Origin of the sequence: Phenylobacterium sp., from assembly GCF_046291545.1 — a bacterium.
In the GTDB taxonomy this organism is placed as follows: Bacteria; Pseudomonadota; Alphaproteobacteria; order Caulobacterales; family Caulobacteraceae; genus Phenylobacterium.
The window spans coordinates 13,484-33,896 of sequence record NZ_JBKBSM010000016.1; the positions used below are offsets into that span (position 1 = coordinate 13,484).

Below are 20,413 nucleotides of genomic sequence, written 5' to 3' on the forward strand. Positions count from 1 at the left end.
GGGTTCCGTCGCCGGGCGGCTCGTGTAGAACTCGCCGCATGACGAGGACCTATTTCGACGGGGGCCATTTCATCGTCGACCCGTCGGCGACCGAGGGCTTCATGGCCGGCGCGCGCCAGATGCTGCGGTCCCTGCCCTCCCGCGACGGCGTGTTCGCCGCCGACAACCTGATCACGATGGGCCGCAACCTCGGCTTCCTCGCCGACGAGGCGCTGATGGGGGCCTGGGAGCGGCACGCCGAGGAGCCGCACGAGAAGGCCATCCTGTGGCGCACCGCGGTCCTGATGTGGGGGGTGCGCCAGGCCCTGAGGCGCGAGGGCGCCTTCGTCGAATGCGGCGTCTACCGGGGGACCACGGCCAGGATCCTGATCGACGCCGGCCAGATCGAGCGGCCGTTCTTCCTCTATGACACCTTCGAGACCGCAGAGCGCCACCTGCCGGCCCTGGGGCCGGACCTGGAGCCCTTCGTGCGCCGCCGCTTCGCCGACAAGCCCAACGTGGTGATCACCAAAGGCCGGGCGCCGGAGAGCCTGGGCAATGCGCCCGAACAGATCGCCTTCCTGCACATCGACATGAACAGCGCCGAAGCCGAGGTCGGCGCGCTGGAAGTGCTGTTCGACCGGCTGGTCCCAGGGGCGGTGCTAGTGCTCGACGACTATGGCTGGGGCTTCTATCGGGACCAGTTCGAGGCCGAGACCAAGTGGTTCGCGGCCCGCGGCTACAGCGTGCTCGAGCTGCCCACCGGCCAGGGCCTGGTGATCCGCTGAACCGCGGCGGCCTTGCTGGGAAGACTGGAGCGGGTGAGGGGAATCGAACCCCTGACATTCAGCTTGGGAAGCTGACGTTCTACCTCTGAACTACACCCGCGCAGGCCGGCCGGCGGCTGGCGCTGGCCGGTTCCTTAGCGGCTTGCACAGGCGTCCTCAAGCCCGGCGTGAGAGGGCGCGGGCGAGGAAGTCGGCCAGGGCCTCCACGCGGGCCGGGCGCGGCCCGCCGGGGGGCTGGACGAGATGCAGGGCCACAGGGGGCGCGGACCAGCCGGTCATCACCGCCTCCAGCCGTCCCTCGGCGATCAGCCGGCCGACGGCGAAGTCCGGCTGGACGGCCAGTCCGAGGCCGGCCAGCAGCGCCGGAGTGAGGGCGTCGGCGTTGTTGGCGCGCAAGGGGCCGGCGGGACGGACCGAGACCTCCTCCCCGGCTGGATTGAGGAAGCGCCAGGTCTCCGGCGAGGGCAGGTAGGCGTAGCCGAGGCAGGCGTGCTCGGACAGGTGCGCCGAATGGGTCGGCCGGCCGCGGGCCGCCAGATAGGCCGGCGCGGCCACCAGATGGCGCACCACCGGGCGCAGGCGCCGGGCCACCAGAGAGGAGTCCGGCAGGGCGGCGATGCGCAGCACCATGTCGAAGCCCATGCCGACGATGTCGATCACCTCGTCGCTGAGATGCAGGTCGACCGAGACCTCGGGATAGGCGGCCAGGAAGTCGGGCAGGATCGGCGCGACTTCGGCCAGGCCGAAGCTCATCGGCGCGGCCAGGCGCACGAGCCCGCGCGGGGCCAGGGACTGGGACAGGGCCTCGTCCTCGGCCGCCTCGCCTTCGGCCAGGATGCGGCGGGCGCGCTCGGCCAGGCGCGCGCCGGCGTCGGTGAGGGCGAGGCGGCGCGAGGTGCGGTTGAACAGGCGCGCGCCCAGCCGCGCCTCCAGCCGGGTGACCGCCTTGGAGACCGTGGCCTTGGACAGGGCGAGGTCGGCGGCGGCGGCGGAAAAGCCCCGCAGCTCCACCACGCGGGCGAAGATCGCCAGGGCTTCGAGATCGGGAAGTCGCGCCATATTGGAAACGATGAGTTTCAGTTGTTTCTATTTATGATCCGATCCTGACCCCTATCTTGGCCTCACACAAGCGGCGCGGCCGCTTCACCCGAACAGCGCCGGCGACGGCGCAAAGGAGAGGACCATGATCGACAAGAGACCGTTTTCGGCCCTGGGCGGCGCGGACCACGGCTGGCTGAAGGCCCGCCACCACTTCTCGTTCGCCGGCTACTACGACCCGGACAAGATGGGCTGGGGCGCCCTGCGCGTGTGGAACGACGACGAGATCGCGCCGAACTCCGGCTTTCCGCCGCACCCGCACGCCGACATGGAGATCATCACCTATGTCCGCCAGGGCGCGATCACCCACCAGGACAGCCTGGGCAACAAGGGCCGCACCGAAGCCGGCGACGTACAGGTGATGAGCGCGGGCTCGGGCATCCGCCACGCCGAGTACAACCTGGAGCCCGAGACCACCCGCATCTTCCAGATCTGGATCGAGCCGACCAGGCTGGGCGGCGCGCCCAGCTGGGGCGCCAAGCCCTTCCCCAAGGGCGACCGGTCCGGCCGCTTCGTGGCCCTGGCCAGCGGCTTCGACGGCGACGACGAGGCGCTGCCGATCCGCACCGAAGCGCGGGTCCTGGGCGCGACGCTGAAGGCCGGCGAGACCGCGACCTATCCGCTGGGCGCGAACCGCCACGGCTACCTGGTGCCGGCCGTCGGCTCGGTCGAGGTGAACGGCGTGCGGCTCCACGCCCGCGACGGGGCGGCGATCACCGGCGAGGCCGAGCTGACCGTCACCGCCCTGGAAGACGCCGAACTCGTCCTGGTCGACGCCGCCTGACCGGCCGGCGGCGAACCCTTCCCTCCCCGAAACGCTAGATCCGACAAGGAGACTTCAGATGCCCAAGGTTCTCGTCCTCTACCATTCGACCTACGGCCACATCGAGACCATGGCCAAGGCCGTGGCCGAGGGCGCCCGCGAGGCCGGCGCCCAGGTGGACATCAAGCGCGTGCCCGAACTGGTCCCCGAGGAGGTGGCCAAGGCCTCCCACTACAAGCTCGACCAGGAGGCGCCGGTGGCCACCATCGCCGAACTGGCCGACTACGACGCGATCATCGTCGGCGTCGGCACGCGCTTCGGCCGCATGGCCTCGCAGATGGCCAACTTCCTCGACCAGGCCGGCGGCCTGTGGGCCAAGGGCGCGCTGCACGGCAAGGTGGGCGGGGCCTTCACCTCGACCGCCACCCAGCACGGCGGCCAGGAGACGACCCTGTTCTCGGTGATCACCAACCTGCTGCACTTCGGCATGGTGATCGTGGGGATGGACTATGGCCACGGCGGCCAAATGACCCTGGACGAGATCACCGGCGGCAGCCCCTACGGCGCCTCGACCATCGCCGGCGGCGACGGCTCGCGCCAGCCCAGCGAGAACGAACTGGCCGGCGCCCGCTACCAGGGCCGCAAGATCGCCGAGACCGCCAAGAAGCTCTGGGGCTGAAGCCCTGACCGCACGCCCGCGCCCTTCTCCCAGGCGCGGGCCCGCGAGGCCGGCACACCGCCTCGCGTCGAGGCCGCGGCGGCTGGCGGAGGACGCAGGTCCTCCCGCCGGCCGCCCGGACCGGACAAGCCCAAGCTTCACCGGCGCGGCGCACGGTCCGCGAGCGCGCGCCTCAGCACTCCACGACGTTGACGGCGAGGCCGCCCAGGGAGGTCTCCTTGTAGATCTCGCTCATGTCCTCGCCGGTGCGCTTCATGGTGGCGATCACCTTGTCGAGGCTGACCGAATGCTGGCCGTCGCCCAGGAGGGCCAGGCGCGCGGCGTCGATCGCCTTGACCGCGCCCATGGCGTTGCGCTCGATGCACGGGATCTGGACCAGCCCGCCGATCGGGTCGCAGGTGAGGCCCAGGTTGTGCTCCATGGCGATCTCGGCGGCGTTCTCGATCTGGGGATTGGTCCCGCCGAGCGCCGCGGCGAGCCCGGCCGCGGCCATGGAGCAGGCGACCCCCACCTCGCCCTGGCAGCCGACCTCGGCGCCCGAGATCGAGGCGTTCAGCTTGTAGAGCGCGCCGATGGCCGCCGCCGTCAGCAGGAAGGTGCGCACGTCGTCAGCATGGCCGCGATGGAAGCGGGTGTAGTAGCGCAGCACGGCCGGCAGCAGACCGGCCGCGCCGTTGGTGGGGGCGGTGACGACCCGGCCGCCGGCGGCGTTCTCCTCGTTGACCGCCAGAGCCCAGAGGTTGACCCAGTCGAGGGCGGCCAGCGGATCGGCGACGTTGCGCTCCATGCGGGTGGTCAGCTCGTTCAGCACCTGGCGGGCCCGGCGGCGGACCTGCAGCCCGCCCGGCAGGCAGCCCTCCTGGCGAACGCCGCGGTCGATGCAGGCCTCCATGGCCGCGGCGATGGCGTCGAGCCCCGCGTCGAGCTCCGCAGGCGGGCGCAGCGCCAGCTCGTTGGCCCGCATCAGGCCGGCGATGGTCAGCCCCTCCCGCTCGGCCAGGGCCAGGAGCTCGGCGGCGGAGGCGAAGGGATAGGGCTGGGCGGCGCGGGCCGGGGCCAGCGGTGCGCCGAATTCGTCCTCGTCCTGCACGAAGCCGCCGCCGACGGAGAAATAGGCCCGCGACAGGATCTCGCCGCCGGCCCCGTCGAAGGCGTGGAAGCTGAGGGCGTTCGGGTGCTGCGGCAGGCGCTCGCGCTTCTTCCAGACGATGTCGCGCGCCTCCTCGAAGCCGATCAGCGGCCCGCCGCGGCCGAGGGCCAGGCGCCCTGCGGCCCGGATCTCGGCCAGGCCGGCGTCCGCCGCGTCGGGGTCGATGGTGGCCGGGGAGAAGCCGGCCAGGCCCAGGATCACCGCACGGTCGGTGGCGTGCCCCACGCCGGTGAGGGCCAGGGAGCCGTAGAGGCGCGTCTCCACCCGCCCGACCTCGCCCAGCCGGCCGGCGGCGTCCAGCGCCGCCAGGAAGCGACCGCCTGCGGTCATCGGCCCCATGGTGTGGGAGCTGGAGGGGCCGACGCCCAGTTTGAAGAGATCGAAGACGCTGACGGTCACTTAGGCGGTCCCTGGTGAAAGGCGGCGATCTCTAGCTGTGGGCCGCGGCGGCCGTAAGGCCTGCGTTGACGCCGGAGCGGACGGACCCCACCATGGCCTGAAAACTAGTCACACGGGAGGTTGCGATGGCCGACGGCGAGGTCCTGACCCAGGCGAAGTTCACCGCCATGACGGAAGGCACGGCCGAGGACTGGGGCGCGATCATGCGCGCGGCCGGGCCGTTCAACCGCGAGTTTCCCGACCGGCTGATCGCGCACCTGAAGGCGCTGAAGGGCGACTTCGGCGGCTATCCGGTCGACCGGCTGGAGCATTCCCTGCAGACCGCCACCCGCGCCTACAAGGACGGCCGCGACGAGGAGTACGTGGTCTGCGCCCTGATGCACGACGTGGGCGACCTCCTGGCGCCGGCCAACCACGCCGAACTCGGCGCGATGATCATGAAGCCGTACGTGTCCGAGCAGAACTGGTGGATGATGGACAAGCACGGGATCTTCCAGGGCTACTACTTCTTCCACCACCTGGGCCTGGACCGCGACATGCGCGAGCAGCACCGCGGCCATCCCTGGTTCGAGTACACCGCCCAGTTCTGCCACCTCTACGACCAGAACAGCTTCGACCCGAACTACGAGTCGATGCCGCTGGAGGCGTTCGAGCCGATGGTCCGGCGGGTGCTGGAGCGGCCGAAGCGCTCGATCTACAAGCGGCCGGAAGCGGCGGCGGCGGAATAGGACGGCGGCCGCGGCGAAGGCGCGCGCGGCCTCAGTTCCCCCAGATGCGGAAGTGCTTGGAGAGCTTCAGACCCTGGCGCTGGTAGTGGCTTCCGCCCTCGCCGTAGAGGCGGACCGGCCGCTCGGTCAGCGGCTCGTAGACCAGGCGCGCGACGGTCTGGCCGTCCTCCAGCAGGAAAGGGGTCTCGTGGCTGCGCACCTCGAGCACGGCCTTGGAGCCGACGGCCTTGGCCTCGGCGGTGCCGAAGCCGGGGTCGAAGAAGCCGGCGTAGTGGACGCGGAACTCGCCGACCGAGGGGTCGATCGGCGTCATCTCGGCGGCCTCCATCACCGGGATCTCGATGGGGTCCTTTGAGGCCAGGATGTAGAACTCGCCCGGATCCAGCAGCAGTTCGCCGTGACGCGGGGACAGGGGCTCCCAGAAGTCCCGGGGGTCATGGCCGTCGATGTGGTCCATGTCGATCACGCCGGCGTGGCGGCGGGCGCGGAACCCGGCCACGGCCACCGACAGGTCGACCCCGACGCTGCGGGTGGAGAGCTTCGGCGGCTCGCCGGCCTTGAGACGAAGCTGGTTCAGCCGCGTGCCCGTGCGCGCCAGGATCGAGAAGGTCTGGGGCGCGATCTCCATGTAGAGGGGGCCGCAGTAGCCCTCGACCACGTCGTCGAAGGCCGGCTGGTCGTCGCTGAGCAGGCGCACGAAGACATCGACGCGGCCGGTCGAACTCTTGGGGTTGGCGCGCGCCGACACGCCCCGGGGCAGGGCCAGGCGCTCCTGCAGTTCGGCGATATAGACGCAGCCGCGTTCCAGCACCGCGCCGCGGGTGAGATCGAGCTCGTGCATGGCCACGTCGGCGATACGGTCGGCGACCTTGACCCCGTGCCGCGGCAGGAAGGAGGCGCGCACGCGCCAGACCCTGGCGCCGAGCCGCAGGTCGAGGCTGGCGGGCTGAACCTGGTCGGCGTCGAACGGCGTGGCCGACGTGATCGCGCGCTGTTCGATGAGGGCGTCGATGGACTGGCAGGGCAGGATGCCCGCCGAAAGCGGCTCGGTCATGGTCGGCGGACACTCGCCTCCAGCCCCGAGTCTGGCAAGGGCGAGTCTTGCAAGGAAACTGGCGGGCCGCCGCACCTTTCCTGGCTTGACCACCGGCGACGGGCGCGGTTCATGCCCCCCTCACCGCCCGCACGGCAAGGAGATGGCCATGGCCGAGAACCCGCAGGATTGGGAAGTCGAGACCAAGCTGGTGCGCGGCGGCATGGTGCGCAGCGGCTATGGCGAGATCTCCGAGGCGCTCTTCCTGACGCAGAGCTTCGCCTACGAGAGCGCCCAGGCGGCCGACGAGCGGTTCGGCGGCGGGCCGGGGTTCATCTACCAGCGCTTCGGCAATCCCACGACGCAGATGTTCGAGGACCGGCTGGCGCTGCTGGAGGGGGCGGAAACCTGCCGGGCCACCGCCTCGGGCATGGCCGCGATCCACCTGGCGCTGACCGGCCTGTTGCGCGCCGGCGACCACATGGTGGCCGGACGGGCGCTGTTCGGCTCGTGCCGCTGGATCATCTCCGAATGGCTGCCGCGCTTCGGGGTCGAGACCACCTATGTGGACGCCGTCGACCTGGAGGCCTGGAAAAACGCGGTGCGGCCCAACACCAAGGTCTTCCTGGTGGAGAGCCCGGCCAACCCGCTCCTGGAGGTCACCGCCATCGGCGCCGTGGCTGAGATCGCCCATGCGGCCGGGGCCAAGCTGGTGGTGGACAACGTCTTCGCCACGCCGGTCTTCCAGAAGCCCCTCGCGCTGGGCGCCGACATCGTCGTCTATTCGGCCACCAAGCACATCGACGGCCAGGGCCGGGTGCTGGGCGGGGCGATCCTGGGCGGGGCGGAGCTGATGGGCCAGGCCTACAAGGACATCCTGCGCCACACGGGCCCGTCGATCTCGCCGTTCAACGCCTGGATCCTGCTGAAGGGGCTGGAGACCCTGGAGCTGCGGGTGCGCCGGCAGAGCGAGAACGCAGCCAAGGTCGCCGACGTGATCGCCGCCCATTCCAAGGTCAAGCAGACCGTCTACTGCGGCCGGCCCGACCACCCCCAGGCGGCGATCATCGCCAACCAGATGAGCGGCGGCGGCAACGTGGTGGCCTTCGACCTGGGCTCCCGCGAGGCGGCCTGGCGGTTCCTGGACGCCCTGGAGATCGTCGACATCTCCAACAACCTGGGCGACGCCAAGTCGATGGCGACGCACCCGTGCACCACCACCCACCGCTCGATACCCGAGGCCGAACGGCTGGAGATCGGCCTCACCGAAGGCTGGGTGCGGATGAGCGTCGGCCTGGAAGGCGCCGGGGACCTGACGCGGGACGTCAGCCGCGCGCTGGACGCGGCCTAGGAGGCCTGGCGCGCCGCCAGCGCCCTCGACTCGACGCCGATCCTGTGGCGCAGCAACAGGGCGTTCAGCACCGACCAGACCAGCGCCACAAGCCAGTCGCCGAAGGCGAGCGGCAGGACGGCGATCTCGGCCGTCACGATCCAGTAGTTGGGGTGACGCACCCACCGGTAGGGTCCTCGGCGCACGAGCGGCGCGCCGTCGAGGGAGATGATGCGCGTGGTCCAGTACGGGCCGAGAGCGGCGATCACCCAGACGCGGAGCGCCTGAAGCGCCGCATAGACCGCCAGCAGCGCCCACGACGGCTCTCGCGCAAGGGGCGTGGCCGCGGCGATGGCGACCAGCCAGCTTCCGTGCAGCAAGATGAACAGGGGATAGTGCGCCGCGCCCACCTCGCGCGCCCCGCGGGCGAGCAGGCGCCTTGTGTTGCGCCGGGCGAGGACGAGTTCGCCAAGCCGCTGGACCACGACAAGGGCCAGGACCCAGACGATCGGACTGCGCCACGCCAGGGCCCAGTCCGCCGGCATCTCAGGCGACATCCAACAACAACATGCCGGCGGTGAAGCCCGGCCCCAGGGAGGTCATCAACTGGCGGCCGCGGGCGTTGTCGTCGAGGGCGGCGCGCAACACGAACAGGACCGTCACGGCCGACATGTTGCCATGGTCGCGAAGCGTGCGCCGCGCCGAGGCGAGGTCTCCCCGCTGCAGCTCGAAGCAGTCCTCGAGCGCGTCGAGCACCTTGGCCCCGCCCGGATGACAGACGAAGTCGTCCACGTCGCTCAGGGCGAGACCGTTGGCCTGCAGGAACCGGTCGATCACCGGGCGCAGGTCCTCCCGGATGAGCGTGGGGATGTCGCGGGAGAACACGACCTTCAGCCCGTCGTTCGCGACTTCCCAGCCCATGACGTCCAGACTGTCGGGCCAGGTGTGTTCGCCCCAGGGGCCCAGGCGCGGCGCGGCGCGCCCGCCCTCGTCGTCGTCGCGGCAGGTGACGACCGCCGCCGCGGCTCCGTCGCCGAACAGGGCGGTCGCTACGATGTTGCTCTTGGACCGGTCCTGCCGGCGGAAGGTGAGACTGCAGAGTTCCACGACGAGGAGCAGGACCCGCGAGCGAGGCGCCGCCTGCGCCATGGCCGCCGCCCGCGACAGGCCCAGGACTCCGCCCGCGCAGCCGAGGCCGAAGATGGGCACGCGCTGGACGTCGGGCCGAAACCCCACTCTCTGCATGACTCGGGCGTCCAGGGCGGGGGTGGCGATGCCGGACGAGCAGACCGTGACCAGGGTGTCGATGTCGCCAGGCTGGAGCGCGGCCTCGTCGAGCGCGCGCCGCGCCGCGGCCTCCAGCAGCGCAACGGCGTGTTCGAGAAAGGCGGCGTTGCGTTCGCCAAAGCCGTGCGCCGCGGAGAACCAGTCGATGGGCACGGCGGAGTGACGGCGCTCGATCGCCGCGTGGCGATAGACCGGCGCCAACCGCAGGAAGCCGCCGTCCGCCTCGGCGAAGATCTCGGAAGCGCGCGCGGCGACCTCGTCCTGCAACAGATCGTGCTCGGGGACCGCGGTCCTGAGCGCCGTGAGACGCGCGACCGGAGCAAGGGCGTCCATTCGAAATACCTTCGGCGATGGCCCCGCCCCTGGACCCAACACTCCGGCCGCACTTCTGTTCCGACCCGAAGGCCGCGCCGCCGGGTCGCCGGGGGGCAGGGTCTGGGTTAAACCAAAAGCATCGGCGACAAGGAGCCCGGCCATGAGCGATCCCTCCACCCTGCCCCAGCTCTCCAGCGGCGGCGCAGCCGTGATCACCGGCGCGGCCAGCGGCATCGGCCTGGCTGCGGCGCGGCGGTTCGCCGAACTGGGCCTCTCGGTGGTGATGGCCGACAGGCCGGGGCCGAAGCTGGAAGCGGCCGCCCACGAGCTGGCGCAGGATTTCGGCGAGGGCCGGGTGCTGGCTGCGCCGACCGACGTCGCCGATCCGACCGCCCTGGACCGCCTGCGCGACGAGGCCCTGAAGCGCTACGAACACGTGGCGGTGCTGATGAACAACGCCGGCGTCGGCCTCAATCCCGGCGGCTGCTGGACGAACCTGGCCGACTGGCGGCGGCTGATGGAGGTGAACCTCTGGGGCGCGATCCACGGAGTCCAGGCCTTCGCCCCGGCGATGGTCGAGGCGGGACGGCCGGCCTTCATCATCAACACCGGCTCCAAGCAGGGCATCACCACCCCGCCCGGCAACGCGGCCTACAACGTCTCCAAGGCGGCGCTGAAGGCCTACACCGAGGCTCTGCAGCACGAACTACGCAACAGCGACGGCTGCGCGGTGAGCGCCCACCTGTTGATCCCGGGCTTCACCTTCACCGGCATGACCGCCCGCGCGGCCGAGAAGCCGCCCGCCGCCTGGACGCCGGCCCAGGTCGTGGACTTCATGCTGGAGAGCCTGGCCCGGGGCGATTTCTACATCCTGTGCCCGGACAACGACGTGACCCGCGAGATGGACGAGAAGCGCGTGCTGTGGGCCGCCCAGGACATCATCGAGAACCGGCCGGCCCTCTCGCGCTGGCACCCGGACTACGCCGAGGCCTTCGCCGCCTTCATGAAGGGCTGAGACGGACGAAAATGGCGGGCGCCCGGGATCTGCGATCCCGAGCGCCCAGGGGAGGAACGCTCAGGCGTGCGCGGCGGCGGCCTCGGGCTTCTGCGCGGCCGCCCGCCTGATCGCGCGGGGGCCCATCATCTCTTCGAAGTTCGCCCGGTAGAACCGGTCCTTCGCCGCCTCGTCGAGGTTCTGCATCGTCCGCTCGAAGCGGCCGAGGGGATCGTTCGTCCCCTCCGGGTGCGGATAGTCGCTGGAGAACATGAAGAGCTCCGCCCCGCCGTCGGCGATCATCCGGCCCACGTCCTCGCCGGGGAACGGCGTGAACTTGATCGCGCGCCGGATGTACTCGGACGGCGTCAGCGTCATCGACTGGAGGTAGGGGTCGGTCTTCTTGAAGCTCTTGAAGCCCAGGTCGAGCTCGCGCAGGAACTCCGGCGCCCAGCCCGCGCCCGCCTCGATCACCCCGCCGCGCAGGGCCGGGAAGCGCTCGAACACCCCGTCGTAGACCATGGCGGTCAGGAACACCTGGGGCGCAAAGGACAGCATGATGTAGTCGGCGAAGCGCAGGTTCTCGCCGCCGCCGTGCAGGTCGGGCGCCCGCTCGCGGCCGTTGTTGCGGAAGGCCGCAGGCTGGGTCTTGGTGCCAGGGCCGATGTGCAGCACGAACGGCGCGTCGGCCTCCACGAGGCGAGCCCACACGGGGTCGAGGTCGGGATGCCCAGGCGAGCGCTCGCCGGCCGGGCCGGCGGAGACCCAGATCGCGCCATTGCCCGCCGCCAGGGCCGCTTCTGTCTCCTCCAGCGCGCGGGCGGGATTGTCGAGGGGCACGTAGGCCACGCCGATCAGCCGGGGATCGGAGGCGCAGAAGGCGCCCATGGCCAGGTTGTGCGCGCGCACCCCGCGGTAGAGGGCGTCCTCGGTCTTGGCGGCCAGGGCCGGCGCCAGCGAGGAGGTGGCGAACACGAGCTGGGAGGAGAAGCCGAAGGAATCCAGCACCCGCCGGCGCTCGTCGGCGTCGAACGCGCCGAACGCGGACCAGCCCTTGGGCCCGGCGATGGCGTTGTCGAGGGCCTTGGCCTCGGCTTCCGCATCGCCCTTGCGGGCCTTCGCCTGATCCAGAAGCTTGTCGATACGGCCGGGCTCGCGGCCGTAGAGCGGCTTCAGCTCGGCCTTCAGCCCGTCATCCATGAAAGGCTCCAGCCACTCGCGGGTCTCCATCACATGGCTGTCGGCGTCGTGGACGATGCGTCCGTTCACATAGGTCATGCCTATCTCCCTGGCTCGGACTTTATGACTATGACACCAATAGACTCGGTGCGCGACGGTCCGCAATCCCCGAAGGGCGGGTCCTTGCAGCACGGCGCGGGTTGAGGCATCGCCATGGGGATGACCACCGCCTCGCCTCCGGCCCATGACTCCCGCCGGCCTTCGAGCCTGAGCCGGCGCGAGCTCTACGACCGCGTCTGGGCGCGGCCCCTGGCCGAGGTGGCGGCCGACATGGGGCTGAGCCGCACCGGGCTGGCCAAGATGTGCGAGCGCCTGCAGGTGCCCTGTCCGCCGCGGGGATACTGGGCCCGTCGTCGCCGGGGCGAGGCGGGGCCGCCGCCGGCCCTGACGACGCCCCCCGGCCCAGCCGCGCCGGGGCGCCGCCGGCGCCTGGAGGGCGACGAGCGCCGGGCGCAGCTCATGGACGCCGCCGCCGCCCTGATCGGCCGGGAGGGGATCCACGCGGCGACCCTGAAGCGGGTAGCGCGGGACTGCGGAGTCAGCGAAGCCCTGGCCCAGGCCTACTTCGGCCGCCAGGCGGACCTCTTGGTCGCCCTGGCCCGACGCGAGCTCGAGACGGTGAGGTCGGCCCAGGAGAGCGAGATCGCCGCCGCCCACGGCCCGGCCGAACGCCTCGCCCGCTCGACCTCGGCCTATCTGCGCCAGGTGGAGCGGCGCGGCGCGCTGCTGCAACTGCTGCTGGGCAATCCGGCCGTTCGCGAGGGCCTGCGCGCCGAGCGGGCGCTGGAGCGGGAGGCGCGCGGCGGGGCGGTGGCCGAGCGGTTCGCCGACGCATCCGGCGTGGCGCCGGACCTCGCCCGGTCGGCGACGACGGTGCTGACCGGCCTGTGCCTGCGCGCCGGACGCCTGCTCGCCCGCGGCCGGCTGGACCTGGACACGGCCGAGGCCTTGAGCATCGCCATGGTGCGGCACGGCAACCGCCGCCTCGCGGCGTTGTCAGACCCGGCGCTCGGCGGCCAGGGCCGAGAGGCTTCCTAGGACCAGCTCGCGGCACAAAAGGCGGCCGCGCTCGAGGGCGAGGCTGCGCTGGAAGATCAGTCGGCCGGTCTCTTCCGGGATCGTCACGATCAGACTGACCGCGGCCACCGCCTCGCGCGCGGGACGGCCGTAGGCGGCGCGCACGGCCCGGGCGTAGCCGCCCAGCACCCGGTCGCGCAGGCGTCGCGCGCGCACAGGCAGCCGCGCGGCAAGATAGGGATCGCGGTAGAGAAGGTGCAGCACTGTGCCGCGGCTGGCGACGTGCGCCAGATAGACGTCGGCCGCCCGACAGGCCGCCTCGACCGGATCGGCGGCCTGGCCGACGTCAAGGCGCCCGTGGCTTTCCAGGTCGTCGAGCTCGATCTCCATGAGCGCCGCATAGAGCTCCGGCGGGTCCGGAAAATGGGCGTAGACCAGCGCCTTGCTGACCCCGGCGCGGCGGGCGAGGGCCTCGACCGACAGGGGCAGATGGCCCTGGGCGAAGACCAGCTCGCGCGCGGCGTCCAGGATGGCCGCCCGGCGTTCAGCCGCCGGAAGCCGGCGCCGCGCCGCGGGCCCGGCCGCCTCAGGCCGTTTCAAGCGCGCCGGGCTCAACCGCGTAGACCCGGCTGCAGTACTCGCAGGTGACGCGGATCATGCCGTCGTCCTCGACCATGTCGGCGCGCTCGGCCGCGTCGAAGGAGGCGAGCACGGTCAGGATCCGCTCCTGCGAGCACCGGCAGAAGGCGCGCAGGGGCTTGGGCTCGAACACCCGCACCCCATCCTCGTGGAACAGGCGGAACAGAAGGGTCTCGGCCGAGAGCTGCGGATCGATCAGCTCGTCCTCGCCCAGGGTCTCGAACAGCGCCTGGGTGCGGGTCCAGGCCTCTTCCGTGGAGCCGCGCGCCTTGTCTTCGGCGATGTTCTGGATCAGCACCCCGCCGGCGCGCCACTTCGCCCCCTGGCCGGCGTCGGCCTGGCCGACCGCCAGGCGCACGCGGGTCGGCGTCTGCTCGGACTGGGCGAAGTACTGCTCGGCGCACAGGGCCAGGGTCTCGCCCTCGATGGAGGTTACGCCCTGATAGCGGTCCATGTCGGGGCCCTGGTCCACCGTCATGATGAACACCCCGTCGCCCAGCAGCGAGCGGGCGCCGGGGCGGGCGAAACCGGCGGCGGCCTCGGCGACGGCGGCCTCGTCGAAGCGGCAGTAGCCGCGCAGGGCGCCGGAGGTGTCGTAGTCGGCGACGACGTAGCGCACCGGACCGGAGCCCTGCGCCTGGACGATCAGGCGGCCGTCGAACTTCAGGTTGGAGCCGACCAGGGCGGCGAGCGCGCAGGTCTCGCCCAAAAGGTTGGCCACCGGCTCGGGATAGGCGTGGCCGTTCAGGATCTCGTCAATGGCCGGGCCCAGGCGGGCGAGGCGCCCGCGCACGGGCTCGCCTTCGATCTGGAAAACGCCGACGAGATCGTCCGCGGCGGGGGTGAGGGTATGGGACATGGCGCAGGCATATAGGCGCCGCGTTTCGATTTTGCGAGCCGGCGCAAGGACGCGGGGGCGAGGGTGCGCGCACGGCGCGCCTTGCCCCTGCGGGCCCGGCCGCCGAGAGTGGCCGACATGAGCTCCGATCCGATTCGCTGCGAGTGGCGCGGCATGGCCGGCGATCCCCTCTACGAGGCCTACCACGACACCGAGTGGGGGGTTCCCGAGCGCGATTCCCGCGCGCTGTGGGAGAAGCTGGTGCTCGACGGGTTCCAGGCGGGGCTCGCCTGGATCACCATCCTGCGCAAGCGCGAGGGGTTCCGCGCCGCCTTCGACGGCTTCGATCCGGAGAAGGTCGCCCGCTACGGCGAGGCCGACCGCGCCCGGCTGATGGCCGACCCGGGCATCGTCCGCTCGAACGCCAAGATCGACGCGGCGATCAACGGCGCGTGCATCTGGCTCGACATGCGCGAGAGGGGCGAGGACTTCTCCGAGTTCCTGTGGGGCTTCACCGGCGGCAAGCCGATTCAGAACGACTTCTCGTCGATCGCCGAGGTGCCGGCGCAGACGCCGGTGGCGGTGGAGATGTCCAAGGCGCTGAAGGCCCGGGGCTTCAAGTTCGTGGGGCCGGTGATCGTCTACGCCTTCATGCAGGCCACGGGACTGGTCAACGACCACCTGACGCACTGCCACCGTCACAAGCCGGTGCGGGAGCTCGGCGGCTGATGCCGGACCTGACCCTGGAGCTGCAGTGCATGGGCCTGGTGTGCGGGGTCGACGAGGCCGGCCGCGGCCCCTGGGCGGGACCGGTGTCGGCCGCCGCGGTCATCCTGGACGCCAGGCGGGTTCCAGCGGGGCTGAACGATTCCAAGAAGCTGACGGCCAAGGCTCGCGAGGCTCTGGAGACGGAGATCAAGCTGCAGGCGCGGGCCTGGTGCGTGGCCTTCGCCAGCGTCGAGGAGATCGCCGAACTCAACATTCTGCAGGCCACCGGCCTGGCGATGCGCCGGGCGGTGGAAGGGCTGGCCCACGCGCCGTCGGTGGCGCTGGTGGACGGCAACTACCGCTTCGCCCTGCCTTGCGAGGTCCGCACCGTGGTCGGCGGCGACGGCCGATCGGCCTCGATCGCGGCGGCCTCGATCCTGGCCAAGACCGCCCGCGACCGGGTGATGGTGGAGATGGACGCGCTCTATCCCGGCTACGGCTTCGCCAGCCACAAGGGCTATCACGCCGAGACGCACGTGCAGGCGCTGCGCTCGCTCGGCCCCTGCCCGATCCACCGCCGCGGCTGGGCGCCGATCCGCGACGCGCTTCAGACGCTCGATCTTCTGAAACAGGATTGACCGGCGGCGGCCCTCGCGAAGCGGCGCGGCGCTTAACCCCCCGTTCACCACGTTCCTTAGCCGCGTCTTCACCACGACAGCCGAGGATTCCGTCTCCTGAGTAGCGGGGGACGGGCATGTCATTTCCGGCCGAGACCATCATCTGCGGCGACTGCATCGAGGAGCTGAAGAAGCTTCCCGAGAAGTCGGTCGATCTCGTCTTCGCCGATCCACCCTACAATCTGCAGCTGGGCGGAGACCTGCTGCGGCCGGACAACTCCAAGGTCGACGCCGTGGACGACGACTGGGACCGGTTCGAGAGCTTCGAGGCCTACGACGCCTTCACCAAGGCCTGGCTGAAAGAATGCCGGCGCGTCCTGAAGGACGACGGCGCGCTATGGGTCATCGGCAGCTACCACAACATCTTCCGCGTGGGCGTGACGCTGCAGGACCTGGGGTTCTGGATCCTGAACGACATCGTCTGGCGCAAGGCCAACCCGATGCCGAACTTCAAGGGCACGCGCTTCACCAACGCGCACGAGACCCTGATCTGGGCCGCCAAGGGGCGCGGCGCGCGGCGCTACACCTTCAACTACGACGCCATGAAGATGGCGAACGACGAAGTGCAGATGCGCTCGGACTGGACCTTCCCCCTCTGCACCGGCGAGGAGCGGCTGAAGGACGAGACCGGCGCCAAGGCCCATCCCACCCAGAAGCCCGAAGCCCTGCTGCACCGGGTGATCCTGGCGTCGACCAAGGCCGGCGACCTGATCCTGGACCCGTTCTTCGGCACCGGCACCACCGGGGCTGCGGCCAAGCGCCTCGGCCGGCGGTTCATCGGCCTGGAGCGCGAGCCGCAGTACGCCAAGCTCGCCGCCGAACGCATCGCCAAGGTGATGCCGGCCAACAGCCAGGACCTGGACGTCACCGGCTCGAAGAAGGCCGAGCCGCGGGTGCCCTTCGGCCAGATCGTCGAGGCCGGCCTGCTGCGTCCGGGCGACACCCTTTATGATCCCAAGGGCGAACGCGCCGCGCGGGTGCGGGCCGACGGCAGCCTGGTGATCGGCGAGATGACCGGCTCGATCCACAAGGTGGGCGCCATGGTGCAGTCGGCGCCGGCCTGCAACGGCTGGACCTACTGGCACTTCAAGTCGGACAAGGGCCTGGCCCCGATCGACGTGCTGCGCGCCAAGGTGCGCGGCGCCATGGCGGCCTAGGCGCCGCTAGAGCAGGCTGTCCAGGCCCGCGCGCGCGGCCTTCAGGAAGACGCTGGGCAGGGCCTGCAGGCCCGCACGGTCGGTCCAGACCAAGCCGTCGGCCTCGCCCTCGGCGCGCAGCAGGCGCAGCGTCAGGGAAAAGTGGGTGAAGACGTGCTCCACCTCCCCCGCCGCGCGCCAGTCGGCCGCGACGGGCGCGGCGGCGCGGGCCTCGGCCTCGCCGAACGGAGCCGCCCGCCACTCCGACGTCGGCAGGCCCAGCATGCCGCCTAGCAGGCCCTTCGGCGGCCGGCGCACCAGGGCGACCTCGTCGCCCCGGGTCAGCAGGTAGGCCACGCCATGGCGGCGGGGGCGCTCGCTCCTGGGGCTCTTGCGCGGATAGGCCTCGGGCGCGCCGCTCGCCCTTGCCCTGCAGGCCTGGACGATCGGGCAGCGGTCGCATAGCGGCGCCTTCGGACGGCAGACGGTGGCGCCGAGGTCCATCAGCGCCTGGGCCCAGTCGCCTGGGCGGTCGTCGCGCACCAGGGCTTCGGCGAAGGCCTTCAGCTCGGGCTTGGCGGCCGGCAGCGGCGTCTCCACCGCGTGAAGCCGCGCCATCACGCGCTCGACGTTGCCGTCGACCACGTTGGCCGGACGGTCGAAGGCGATGGCGGCCACCGCGGCGGCCGTATAGGGCCCGAAGCCCGGAAGCGTGCGCAGCCCGGCCTCGGTGTCGGGAAACCGCCCTCCGTGCGCCGCGGCCACGGTCCTGGCGCAGGCCAGGAGGTTGCGGGCGCGGGCGTAGTAGCCGAGCCCCGCCCAGGCGGCCATGACGGCCTCGTCCGCCGCGGCGGCGAGGTCGCCGACCCGGGGCCAGCGGGCGGTGAAGGCCAGGAAATAGGGGGCGGCGTGCGGGACGGTGGTCTGCTGCAACATCACCTCGGACAGCCACACCCGGTAGGGATCGGGTCGGATCCCCAGCCGACGGTCGGCCGGGCCCACCCGCCAGGGCAGTTCGCGGGCGTTGTCGTCGTACCAGGCGAGCAGGCGGGCGCGCAGGACATCGGGCGTCATTTCGCCACTCCTAGCGGATTTGCCGCGTCAGGCTAGGATGGCGGGATGTCCCGCCAGCTCCCCTCCCTTGAAGAGGCCGCGCGCATCCTGACGCAGAAGCGCTCGCGCCCGGCGCACCGGCCCCCGCCGCCGGCGGGCCGGGGGCTGAACGGCCTCGTCAGGGAGCTGGACCAACGCTTCGGCCAGGGGCCCGGCGCGCTGCAGGCCCGCTGGCGCGAGATCGTGGGCGAGGAGATCGCCCGCCGCACCGAGCCGGTGAAGCTGATCAAGGCCCGCGGCGGCGCGCCGGCCGCCCTGGAGATCCGGGTCGCAGGTCCCGCGGCCGCCCTGGTGCAGCACCAGGCGCCGGAGATCCTGGCCCGCGTGAACCTGTTCCTGGGCGAAGGCGCGGTCGGAAAGCTTCGCATCGTGCAGGGCCCGCTGCGGCCCGCGGCTGCGGCCGGCAAGGCCCTCCCCGCCCCGCGCCGCCGCTCCGCCCCGCTGGACGCAGCGCAGGAGGCCGACCTCGCCCGCAGTCTGGCGGCCGCCCCGGACGGGCCCCTAAAGACCGCCCTGATGGCGCTTGGTCGCGGGGTCTTGCGGCGGGCGCGCTGATCCGCCTTATGTGCAGGCGGGCCCGAGCCTCGGGGCTCGCCGCCAGGAGAGGCGGCGCGCCGGGAATCGCGCTTTAATCTTTCATTCGGAATTCGCAGAGAGCGCCATGATGCCGAAGTTCAATCGACGCCTGCTGATCGCCGCCGCCGCCGCGTTGGCCCTGGCCGGCTGCAGCGGAGGCGGGGCCAAGGGCGCCAGCGAAGGCGACATGTCCCTGGGCGATCCCAACGCCAAGGTGAAGGTGGTGGAGTACGCCTCGGCCAGCTGCACCCACTGCGCCTCGTTCGCGATCAACGTCTTCCCCGAGTTCAAGGCGAAGTACATCGACACCGGCAAGGTGCACTACACGCTCAAGGAGTTCCTCACGCCGCCGAACGAGCTGGCCGCGGCCGGATTCCTGATCGCGCGCTGCGCGGGCAAGGACAAGTACTTCACCGTCCTGGACGGGGTGTTCCGCAATCAGGCCGAGATGTTCACCACCGGCGACATGCGCGGCGGCCTCCTGAAGGTGGCCCAGTCGGCCGGCATGACCGAGGAGCAGTTCAACGCCTGCGTCTCCGACAGCGAGGCGCTGAAGGCGCTGAACGCGCGGGTCGAACGGGCGGTGAAGCAGGACAAGATCACCGGCACGCCCACCTTCTTCGTCAACGGCAAGAAGATCGCCGAGGGCGAGGTCACCCTGGCCCAGCTCGACGCGGCGATCGCCGAAGCGTCGAAGTAGGAATGATCCGCCTCCGTGCACTTTCAGCGCCTTCGACTTTCGGGCTTTAAGTCCTTCGTCGATCCCACCGAGTTCCGCATCGAGCCGGGACTCACCGGGATCGTCGGGCCGAACGGCTGCGGCAAGTCGAACCTCCTGGAGGCGCTGCGGTGGGTGATGGGCGCCAACTCCGCCAAGGCCATGCGCGCCGGCGGGATGGACGACGTGATCTTCGCCGGCTCGGGCGGGCGCCCCTCGCGCAACCACGCCGAGGTCTCGCTGACCATCGACAACGCCGACCGCCTGGCGCCGGCGGCGTTCAATGACCACCCGGTGCTGGAGGTGGTGCGGCGGATCGACCGGGGCGCGGGCTCGACCTATCGCATCAACGGCCGCGAGGTGCGCGCGCGGGACGTGCAGCTGCTGTTCGCCGACGCCTCGACGGGCTCGAACTCGCCCGCCCTGGTGCGCCAGGGCCAGATCAGCGAGCTGATCGCGGCCAAGCCGCAGAACCGCCGCCTGATCCTGGAAGAGGCGGCAGGGGTCTCGGGCCTGCACTCGAGGCGGCATGAGGCCGAGCTGCGGCTGCGCGCCGCCGAGGCCAACCTGGCGCGGCTTGACGACGTCGCCCAGGAGCTGGAAAGCGCCCTCGGCCGCCTTCGCCGCGAGGCCCGCCAGGCGGAGCGCTATAAGAAGCTGTCGGCCGAGATCCGCACCCTGCAGGCCGCCGTGCTGCACGCCCGCTGGAGCGAGGCGCGGGACACCGCCGAGCGCCTGCGCGCCGAGGCCGCCGAGGCGGTCGAGGCCGTCGAGGCCACGGCCCGGGCTGCGGCCGCCGCCACGACCGCCGCGGCTGCGGCCGAAGAACGGATCAAGCCCCTGCGCGAGGCCGAGGCCGTGGCGGCCGCGATCCTGGGGCGGCTGGCCATCGACCGGGACCGGATCGAGCGCGAGGGCGAGGCCCTGGCCGCCGAGGTCGCCCGGCTCACCGCCGAAGTCGCACGGATCGACGCCGACCGCGCCCGTGAAAGCCAGATCGTCGAGGACGCCGAAGGGGCGCTGGCGGGCCTGGCCGAGGAACTGGAGGCGCTCGAGGCGGCCGTGGCCGGCGCGCCGGAGCGCATTCCCGAGCTTGAGGCGGCGGTGCGCGAAGCCGAAGCCGCCCGCGCCCGGGCGGACGCGGCGGTCGAAGCCCTCGCCGCGGAGGCCGCCGCCGAGGCCGCCCGCCGCCGGGCCGCGGCCGCCCGG

22 protein-coding genes and 1 tRNA gene are annotated in these 20,413 nt (G+C 71.6%); 13 read left to right on the top strand and 10 right to left on the bottom strand.

Going from position 1 to position 20,413, the window contains the following annotated elements:
• Positions 1–38: 38 nt before the first annotated feature.
• Positions 39–767, top strand: coding sequence for a class I SAM-dependent methyltransferase (locus ACK4YQ_RS18460; RefSeq protein ID WP_409613440.1), 729 nt, complete (start codon positions 39–41; stop codon positions 765–767).
• Positions 768–792: 25 nt separating this feature from the next.
• Here ACK4YQ_RS18460 and ACK4YQ_RS18465 read toward each other — a convergent pair.
• Both ACK4YQ_RS18465 and ACK4YQ_RS18470 read right to left on the bottom strand, forming a co-directional pair.
• Positions 793–867 (bottom strand) — tRNA-Gly (locus ACK4YQ_RS18465).
• 56 nt (positions 868–923) lie between these two features.
• Positions 924–1,826, bottom strand: a complete 903-nt coding sequence (locus tag ACK4YQ_RS18470; RefSeq protein ID WP_409613442.1) for a LysR substrate-binding domain-containing protein — start codon at positions 1,824–1,826, stop codon at positions 924–926.
• Positions 1,827–1,950: 124 nt separating this feature from the next.
• On the opposite strand from ACK4YQ_RS18470, the gene ACK4YQ_RS18475 reads away from it, so the two are divergent.
• Positions 1,951–2,649 carry a pirin family protein gene (locus ACK4YQ_RS18475; RefSeq protein WP_409613444.1) on the top strand — a complete coding sequence of 233 codons (699 nt, stop codon included), beginning with the start codon at positions 1,951–1,953 and terminating at the stop codon, positions 2,647–2,649.
• Positions 2,650–2,707: 58 nt separating this feature from the next.
• Positions 2,708–3,307 (top strand): NAD(P)H:quinone oxidoreductase, encoded by a 600-nt coding sequence (gene wrbA, locus ACK4YQ_RS18480; RefSeq protein ID WP_409613446.1) that lies wholly within the window; start codon positions 2,708–2,710, stop codon positions 3,305–3,307.
• Between the two features lie 172 nt (positions 3,308–3,479).
• Here the strand turns inward: wrbA and ACK4YQ_RS18485 are convergent, their stop codons facing one another.
• A complete protein-coding gene (locus ACK4YQ_RS18485) occupies positions 3,480–4,856 on the bottom strand; it encodes an L-serine ammonia-lyase (RefSeq protein WP_409613448.1) in 1,377 nt (458 codons plus the stop codon).
• A 125-nt stretch (positions 4,857–4,981) separates the two neighbouring features.
• On the opposite strand from ACK4YQ_RS18485, the gene ACK4YQ_RS18490 reads away from it, so the two are divergent.
• Entirely contained in the window at positions 4,982–5,584 is a 603-nt protein-coding gene (locus tag ACK4YQ_RS18490) for an HD domain-containing protein (protein ID WP_409613450.1), read from the top strand.
• A 31-nt stretch (positions 5,585–5,615) separates the two neighbouring features.
• Here the strand turns inward: ACK4YQ_RS18490 and ACK4YQ_RS18495 are convergent, their stop codons facing one another.
• A complete protein-coding gene (locus tag ACK4YQ_RS18495; protein WP_409613452.1) occupies positions 5,616–6,638 on the bottom strand; it encodes a 2'-deoxycytidine 5'-triphosphate deaminase in 1,023 nt (340 codons plus the stop codon).
• 148 nt (positions 6,639–6,786) lie between these two features.
• Between ACK4YQ_RS18495 and metZ the strand changes: the two genes are divergently transcribed.
• A complete protein-coding gene (gene metZ, locus ACK4YQ_RS18500) occupies positions 6,787–7,968 on the top strand; it encodes an O-succinylhomoserine sulfhydrylase (RefSeq protein ID WP_409613453.1) in 1,182 nt (393 codons plus the stop codon).
• On the opposite strand, the gene ACK4YQ_RS18505 is transcribed toward metZ, so the two are convergent.
• Both ACK4YQ_RS18505 and ACK4YQ_RS18510 read right to left on the bottom strand, forming a co-directional pair.
• On the bottom strand, positions 7,965–8,492 hold the full coding sequence (locus ACK4YQ_RS18505; protein ID WP_409613455.1) for an isoprenylcysteine carboxyl methyltransferase family protein: 528 nt from the start codon (positions 8,490–8,492) through the stop codon (positions 7,965–7,967). The two genes, metZ and ACK4YQ_RS18505, sit on opposite strands and share 4 nt — an antisense overlap.
• A 1-nt stretch (position 8,493) precedes the next feature.
• Positions 8,494–9,567 (bottom strand): type III polyketide synthase, encoded by a 1,074-nt coding sequence (locus ACK4YQ_RS18510; protein WP_409613456.1) that lies wholly within the window; start codon positions 9,565–9,567, stop codon positions 8,494–8,496.
• Between the two features lie 142 nt (positions 9,568–9,709).
• Here ACK4YQ_RS18510 and ACK4YQ_RS18515 point away from each other — a divergent pair, with 142 nt between their 5' ends.
• Complete coding sequence (locus ACK4YQ_RS18515; RefSeq protein ID WP_409613458.1) at positions 9,710–10,564, top strand: SDR family NAD(P)-dependent oxidoreductase; 855 nt, start codon at positions 9,710–9,712, stop codon at positions 10,562–10,564.
• 60 nt (positions 10,565–10,624) lie between these two features.
• Here the strand turns inward: ACK4YQ_RS18515 and ACK4YQ_RS18520 are convergent, their stop codons facing one another.
• The gene (locus ACK4YQ_RS18520; protein ID WP_409613460.1) at positions 10,625–11,821 is read right to left on the bottom strand and encodes an amidohydrolase family protein; all 1,197 of its coding nucleotides are present in this window, start codon (positions 11,819–11,821) and stop codon (positions 10,625–10,627) included.
• Between the two features lie 114 nt (positions 11,822–11,935).
• On the opposite strand from ACK4YQ_RS18520, the gene ACK4YQ_RS18525 reads away from it, so the two are divergent.
• Positions 11,936–12,820 (top strand): TetR/AcrR family transcriptional regulator, encoded by an 885-nt coding sequence (locus ACK4YQ_RS18525; RefSeq protein ID WP_409613462.1) that lies wholly within the window; start codon positions 11,936–11,938, stop codon positions 12,818–12,820.
• Here ACK4YQ_RS18525 and ACK4YQ_RS18530 read toward each other — a convergent pair.
• Together ACK4YQ_RS18530 and ACK4YQ_RS18535 are read right to left on the bottom strand one after the other, a co-directional pair.
• The gene (locus ACK4YQ_RS18530; RefSeq protein ID WP_409613464.1) at positions 12,779–13,399 is read right to left on the bottom strand and encodes a TetR/AcrR family transcriptional regulator; all 621 of its coding nucleotides are present in this window, start codon (positions 13,397–13,399) and stop codon (positions 12,779–12,781) included. The genes ACK4YQ_RS18525 and ACK4YQ_RS18530 overlap by 42 nt on opposite strands.
• The gene (locus tag ACK4YQ_RS18535) at positions 13,386–14,297 is read right to left on the bottom strand and encodes an Hsp33 family molecular chaperone (protein WP_409613466.1); all 912 of its coding nucleotides are present in this window, start codon (positions 14,295–14,297) and stop codon (positions 13,386–13,388) included. The genes ACK4YQ_RS18530 and ACK4YQ_RS18535 overlap by 14 nt, the downstream gene beginning before the upstream one ends.
• 117 nt (positions 14,298–14,414) lie before the next feature.
• Here ACK4YQ_RS18535 and ACK4YQ_RS18540 point away from each other — a divergent pair, with 117 nt between their 5' ends.
• The 3 genes from ACK4YQ_RS18540 (at position 14,415) to ACK4YQ_RS18550 (ending at position 16,818) form a co-directional block, all read left to right on the top strand.
• Positions 14,415–15,005: a DNA-3-methyladenine glycosylase I gene (locus ACK4YQ_RS18540; RefSeq protein WP_409613468.1), complete on the top strand. Its 591-nt coding sequence runs from the start codon at positions 14,415–14,417 to the stop codon at positions 15,003–15,005.
• Complete coding sequence (locus tag ACK4YQ_RS18545; RefSeq protein ID WP_409613470.1) at positions 15,005–15,622, top strand: ribonuclease HII; 618 nt, start codon at positions 15,005–15,007, stop codon at positions 15,620–15,622. The genes ACK4YQ_RS18540 and ACK4YQ_RS18545 overlap by 1 nt, the downstream gene beginning before the upstream one ends.
• A 116-nt stretch (positions 15,623–15,738) precedes the next feature.
• On the top strand, positions 15,739–16,818 hold the full coding sequence (locus ACK4YQ_RS18550; RefSeq protein WP_409613472.1) for a site-specific DNA-methyltransferase: 1,080 nt from the start codon (positions 15,739–15,741) through the stop codon (positions 16,816–16,818).
• A gap of 6 nt (positions 16,819–16,824) precedes the next feature.
• Here the strand turns inward: ACK4YQ_RS18550 and mutY are convergent, their stop codons facing one another.
• Positions 16,825–17,871: an A/G-specific adenine glycosylase gene (gene mutY / locus ACK4YQ_RS18555; protein ID WP_409613474.1), complete on the bottom strand. Its 1,047-nt coding sequence runs from the start codon at positions 17,869–17,871 to the stop codon at positions 16,825–16,827.
• A 45-nt stretch (positions 17,872–17,916) separates the two neighbouring features.
• Here mutY and ACK4YQ_RS18560 point away from each other — a divergent pair, with 45 nt between their 5' ends.
• The 3 genes from ACK4YQ_RS18560 to ACK4YQ_RS18570 all read left to right on the top strand — a co-directional run.
• Positions 17,917–18,465, top strand: coding sequence for a DUF721 domain-containing protein (locus tag ACK4YQ_RS18560; protein ID WP_409613475.1), 549 nt, complete (start codon positions 17,917–17,919; stop codon positions 18,463–18,465).
• Positions 18,466–18,574: 109 nt separating this feature from the next.
• Positions 18,575–19,186 (top strand): DsbA family protein, encoded by a 612-nt coding sequence (locus tag ACK4YQ_RS18565; RefSeq protein WP_409613477.1) that lies wholly within the window; start codon positions 18,575–18,577, stop codon positions 19,184–19,186.
• A gap of 15 nt (positions 19,187–19,201) precedes the next feature.
• Positions 19,202–20,413 (top strand): AAA family ATPase (locus tag ACK4YQ_RS18570; protein WP_409613479.1); only part of this gene is annotated, 1,212 nt, incomplete at its 3' end.

Coding starts and splice junctions, on each gene's coding strand:
- ACK4YQ_RS18550 (WP_409613472.1), top strand. CDS start 15,739: ATGTCATTTCCGGCCGAGACCATCATCTGCGGCGACTGCATCGAGGAG.
- wrbA (WP_409613446.1), top strand. CDS start 2,708: ATGCCCAAGGTTCTCGTCCTCTACCATTCGACCTACGGCCACATCGAG.
- ACK4YQ_RS18540 (WP_409613468.1), top strand. CDS start 14,415: ATGAGCTCCGATCCGATTCGCTGCGAGTGGCGCGGCATGGCCGGCGAT.
- ACK4YQ_RS18470 (WP_409613442.1), bottom strand. CDS start 1,826: ATGGCGCGACTTCCCGATCTCGAAGCCCTGGCGATCTTCGCCCGCGTG.
- ACK4YQ_RS18510 (WP_409613456.1), bottom strand. CDS start 9,567: ATGGACGCCCTTGCTCCGGTCGCGCGTCTCACGGCGCTCAGGACCGCG.
- ACK4YQ_RS18475 (WP_409613444.1), top strand. CDS start 1,951: ATGATCGACAAGAGACCGTTTTCGGCCCTGGGCGGCGCGGACCACGGC.
- ACK4YQ_RS18545 (WP_409613470.1), top strand. CDS start 15,005: ATGCCGGACCTGACCCTGGAGCTGCAGTGCATGGGCCTGGTGTGCGGG.
- ACK4YQ_RS18495 (WP_409613452.1), bottom strand. CDS start 6,638: ATGACCGAGCCGCTTTCGGCGGGCATCCTGCCCTGCCAGTCCATCGAC.
- ACK4YQ_RS18525 (WP_409613462.1), top strand. CDS start 11,936: ATGGGGATGACCACCGCCTCGCCTCCGGCCCATGACTCCCGCCGGCCT.
- mutY (WP_409613474.1), bottom strand. CDS start 17,871: ATGACGCCCGATGTCCTGCGCGCCCGCCTGCTCGCCTGGTACGACGAC.
- ACK4YQ_RS18565 (WP_409613477.1), top strand. CDS start 18,575: ATGCCGAAGTTCAATCGACGCCTGCTGATCGCCGCCGCCGCCGCGTTG.
- ACK4YQ_RS18560 (WP_409613475.1), top strand. CDS start 17,917: ATGTCCCGCCAGCTCCCCTCCCTTGAAGAGGCCGCGCGCATCCTGACG.
- ACK4YQ_RS18515 (WP_409613458.1), top strand. CDS start 9,710: ATGAGCGATCCCTCCACCCTGCCCCAGCTCTCCAGCGGCGGCGCAGCC.
- metZ (WP_409613453.1), top strand. CDS start 6,787: ATGGCCGAGAACCCGCAGGATTGGGAAGTCGAGACCAAGCTGGTGCGC.
- ACK4YQ_RS18460 (WP_409613440.1), top strand. CDS start 39: ATGACGAGGACCTATTTCGACGGGGGCCATTTCATCGTCGACCCGTCG.
- ACK4YQ_RS18520 (WP_409613460.1), bottom strand. CDS start 11,821: ATGACCTATGTGAACGGACGCATCGTCCACGACGCCGACAGCCATGTG.
- ACK4YQ_RS18535 (WP_409613466.1), bottom strand. CDS start 14,297: ATGTCCCATACCCTCACCCCCGCCGCGGACGATCTCGTCGGCGTTTTC.
- ACK4YQ_RS18505 (WP_409613455.1), bottom strand. CDS start 8,492: ATGCCGGCGGACTGGGCCCTGGCGTGGCGCAGTCCGATCGTCTGGGTC.
- ACK4YQ_RS18490 (WP_409613450.1), top strand. CDS start 4,982: ATGGCCGACGGCGAGGTCCTGACCCAGGCGAAGTTCACCGCCATGACG.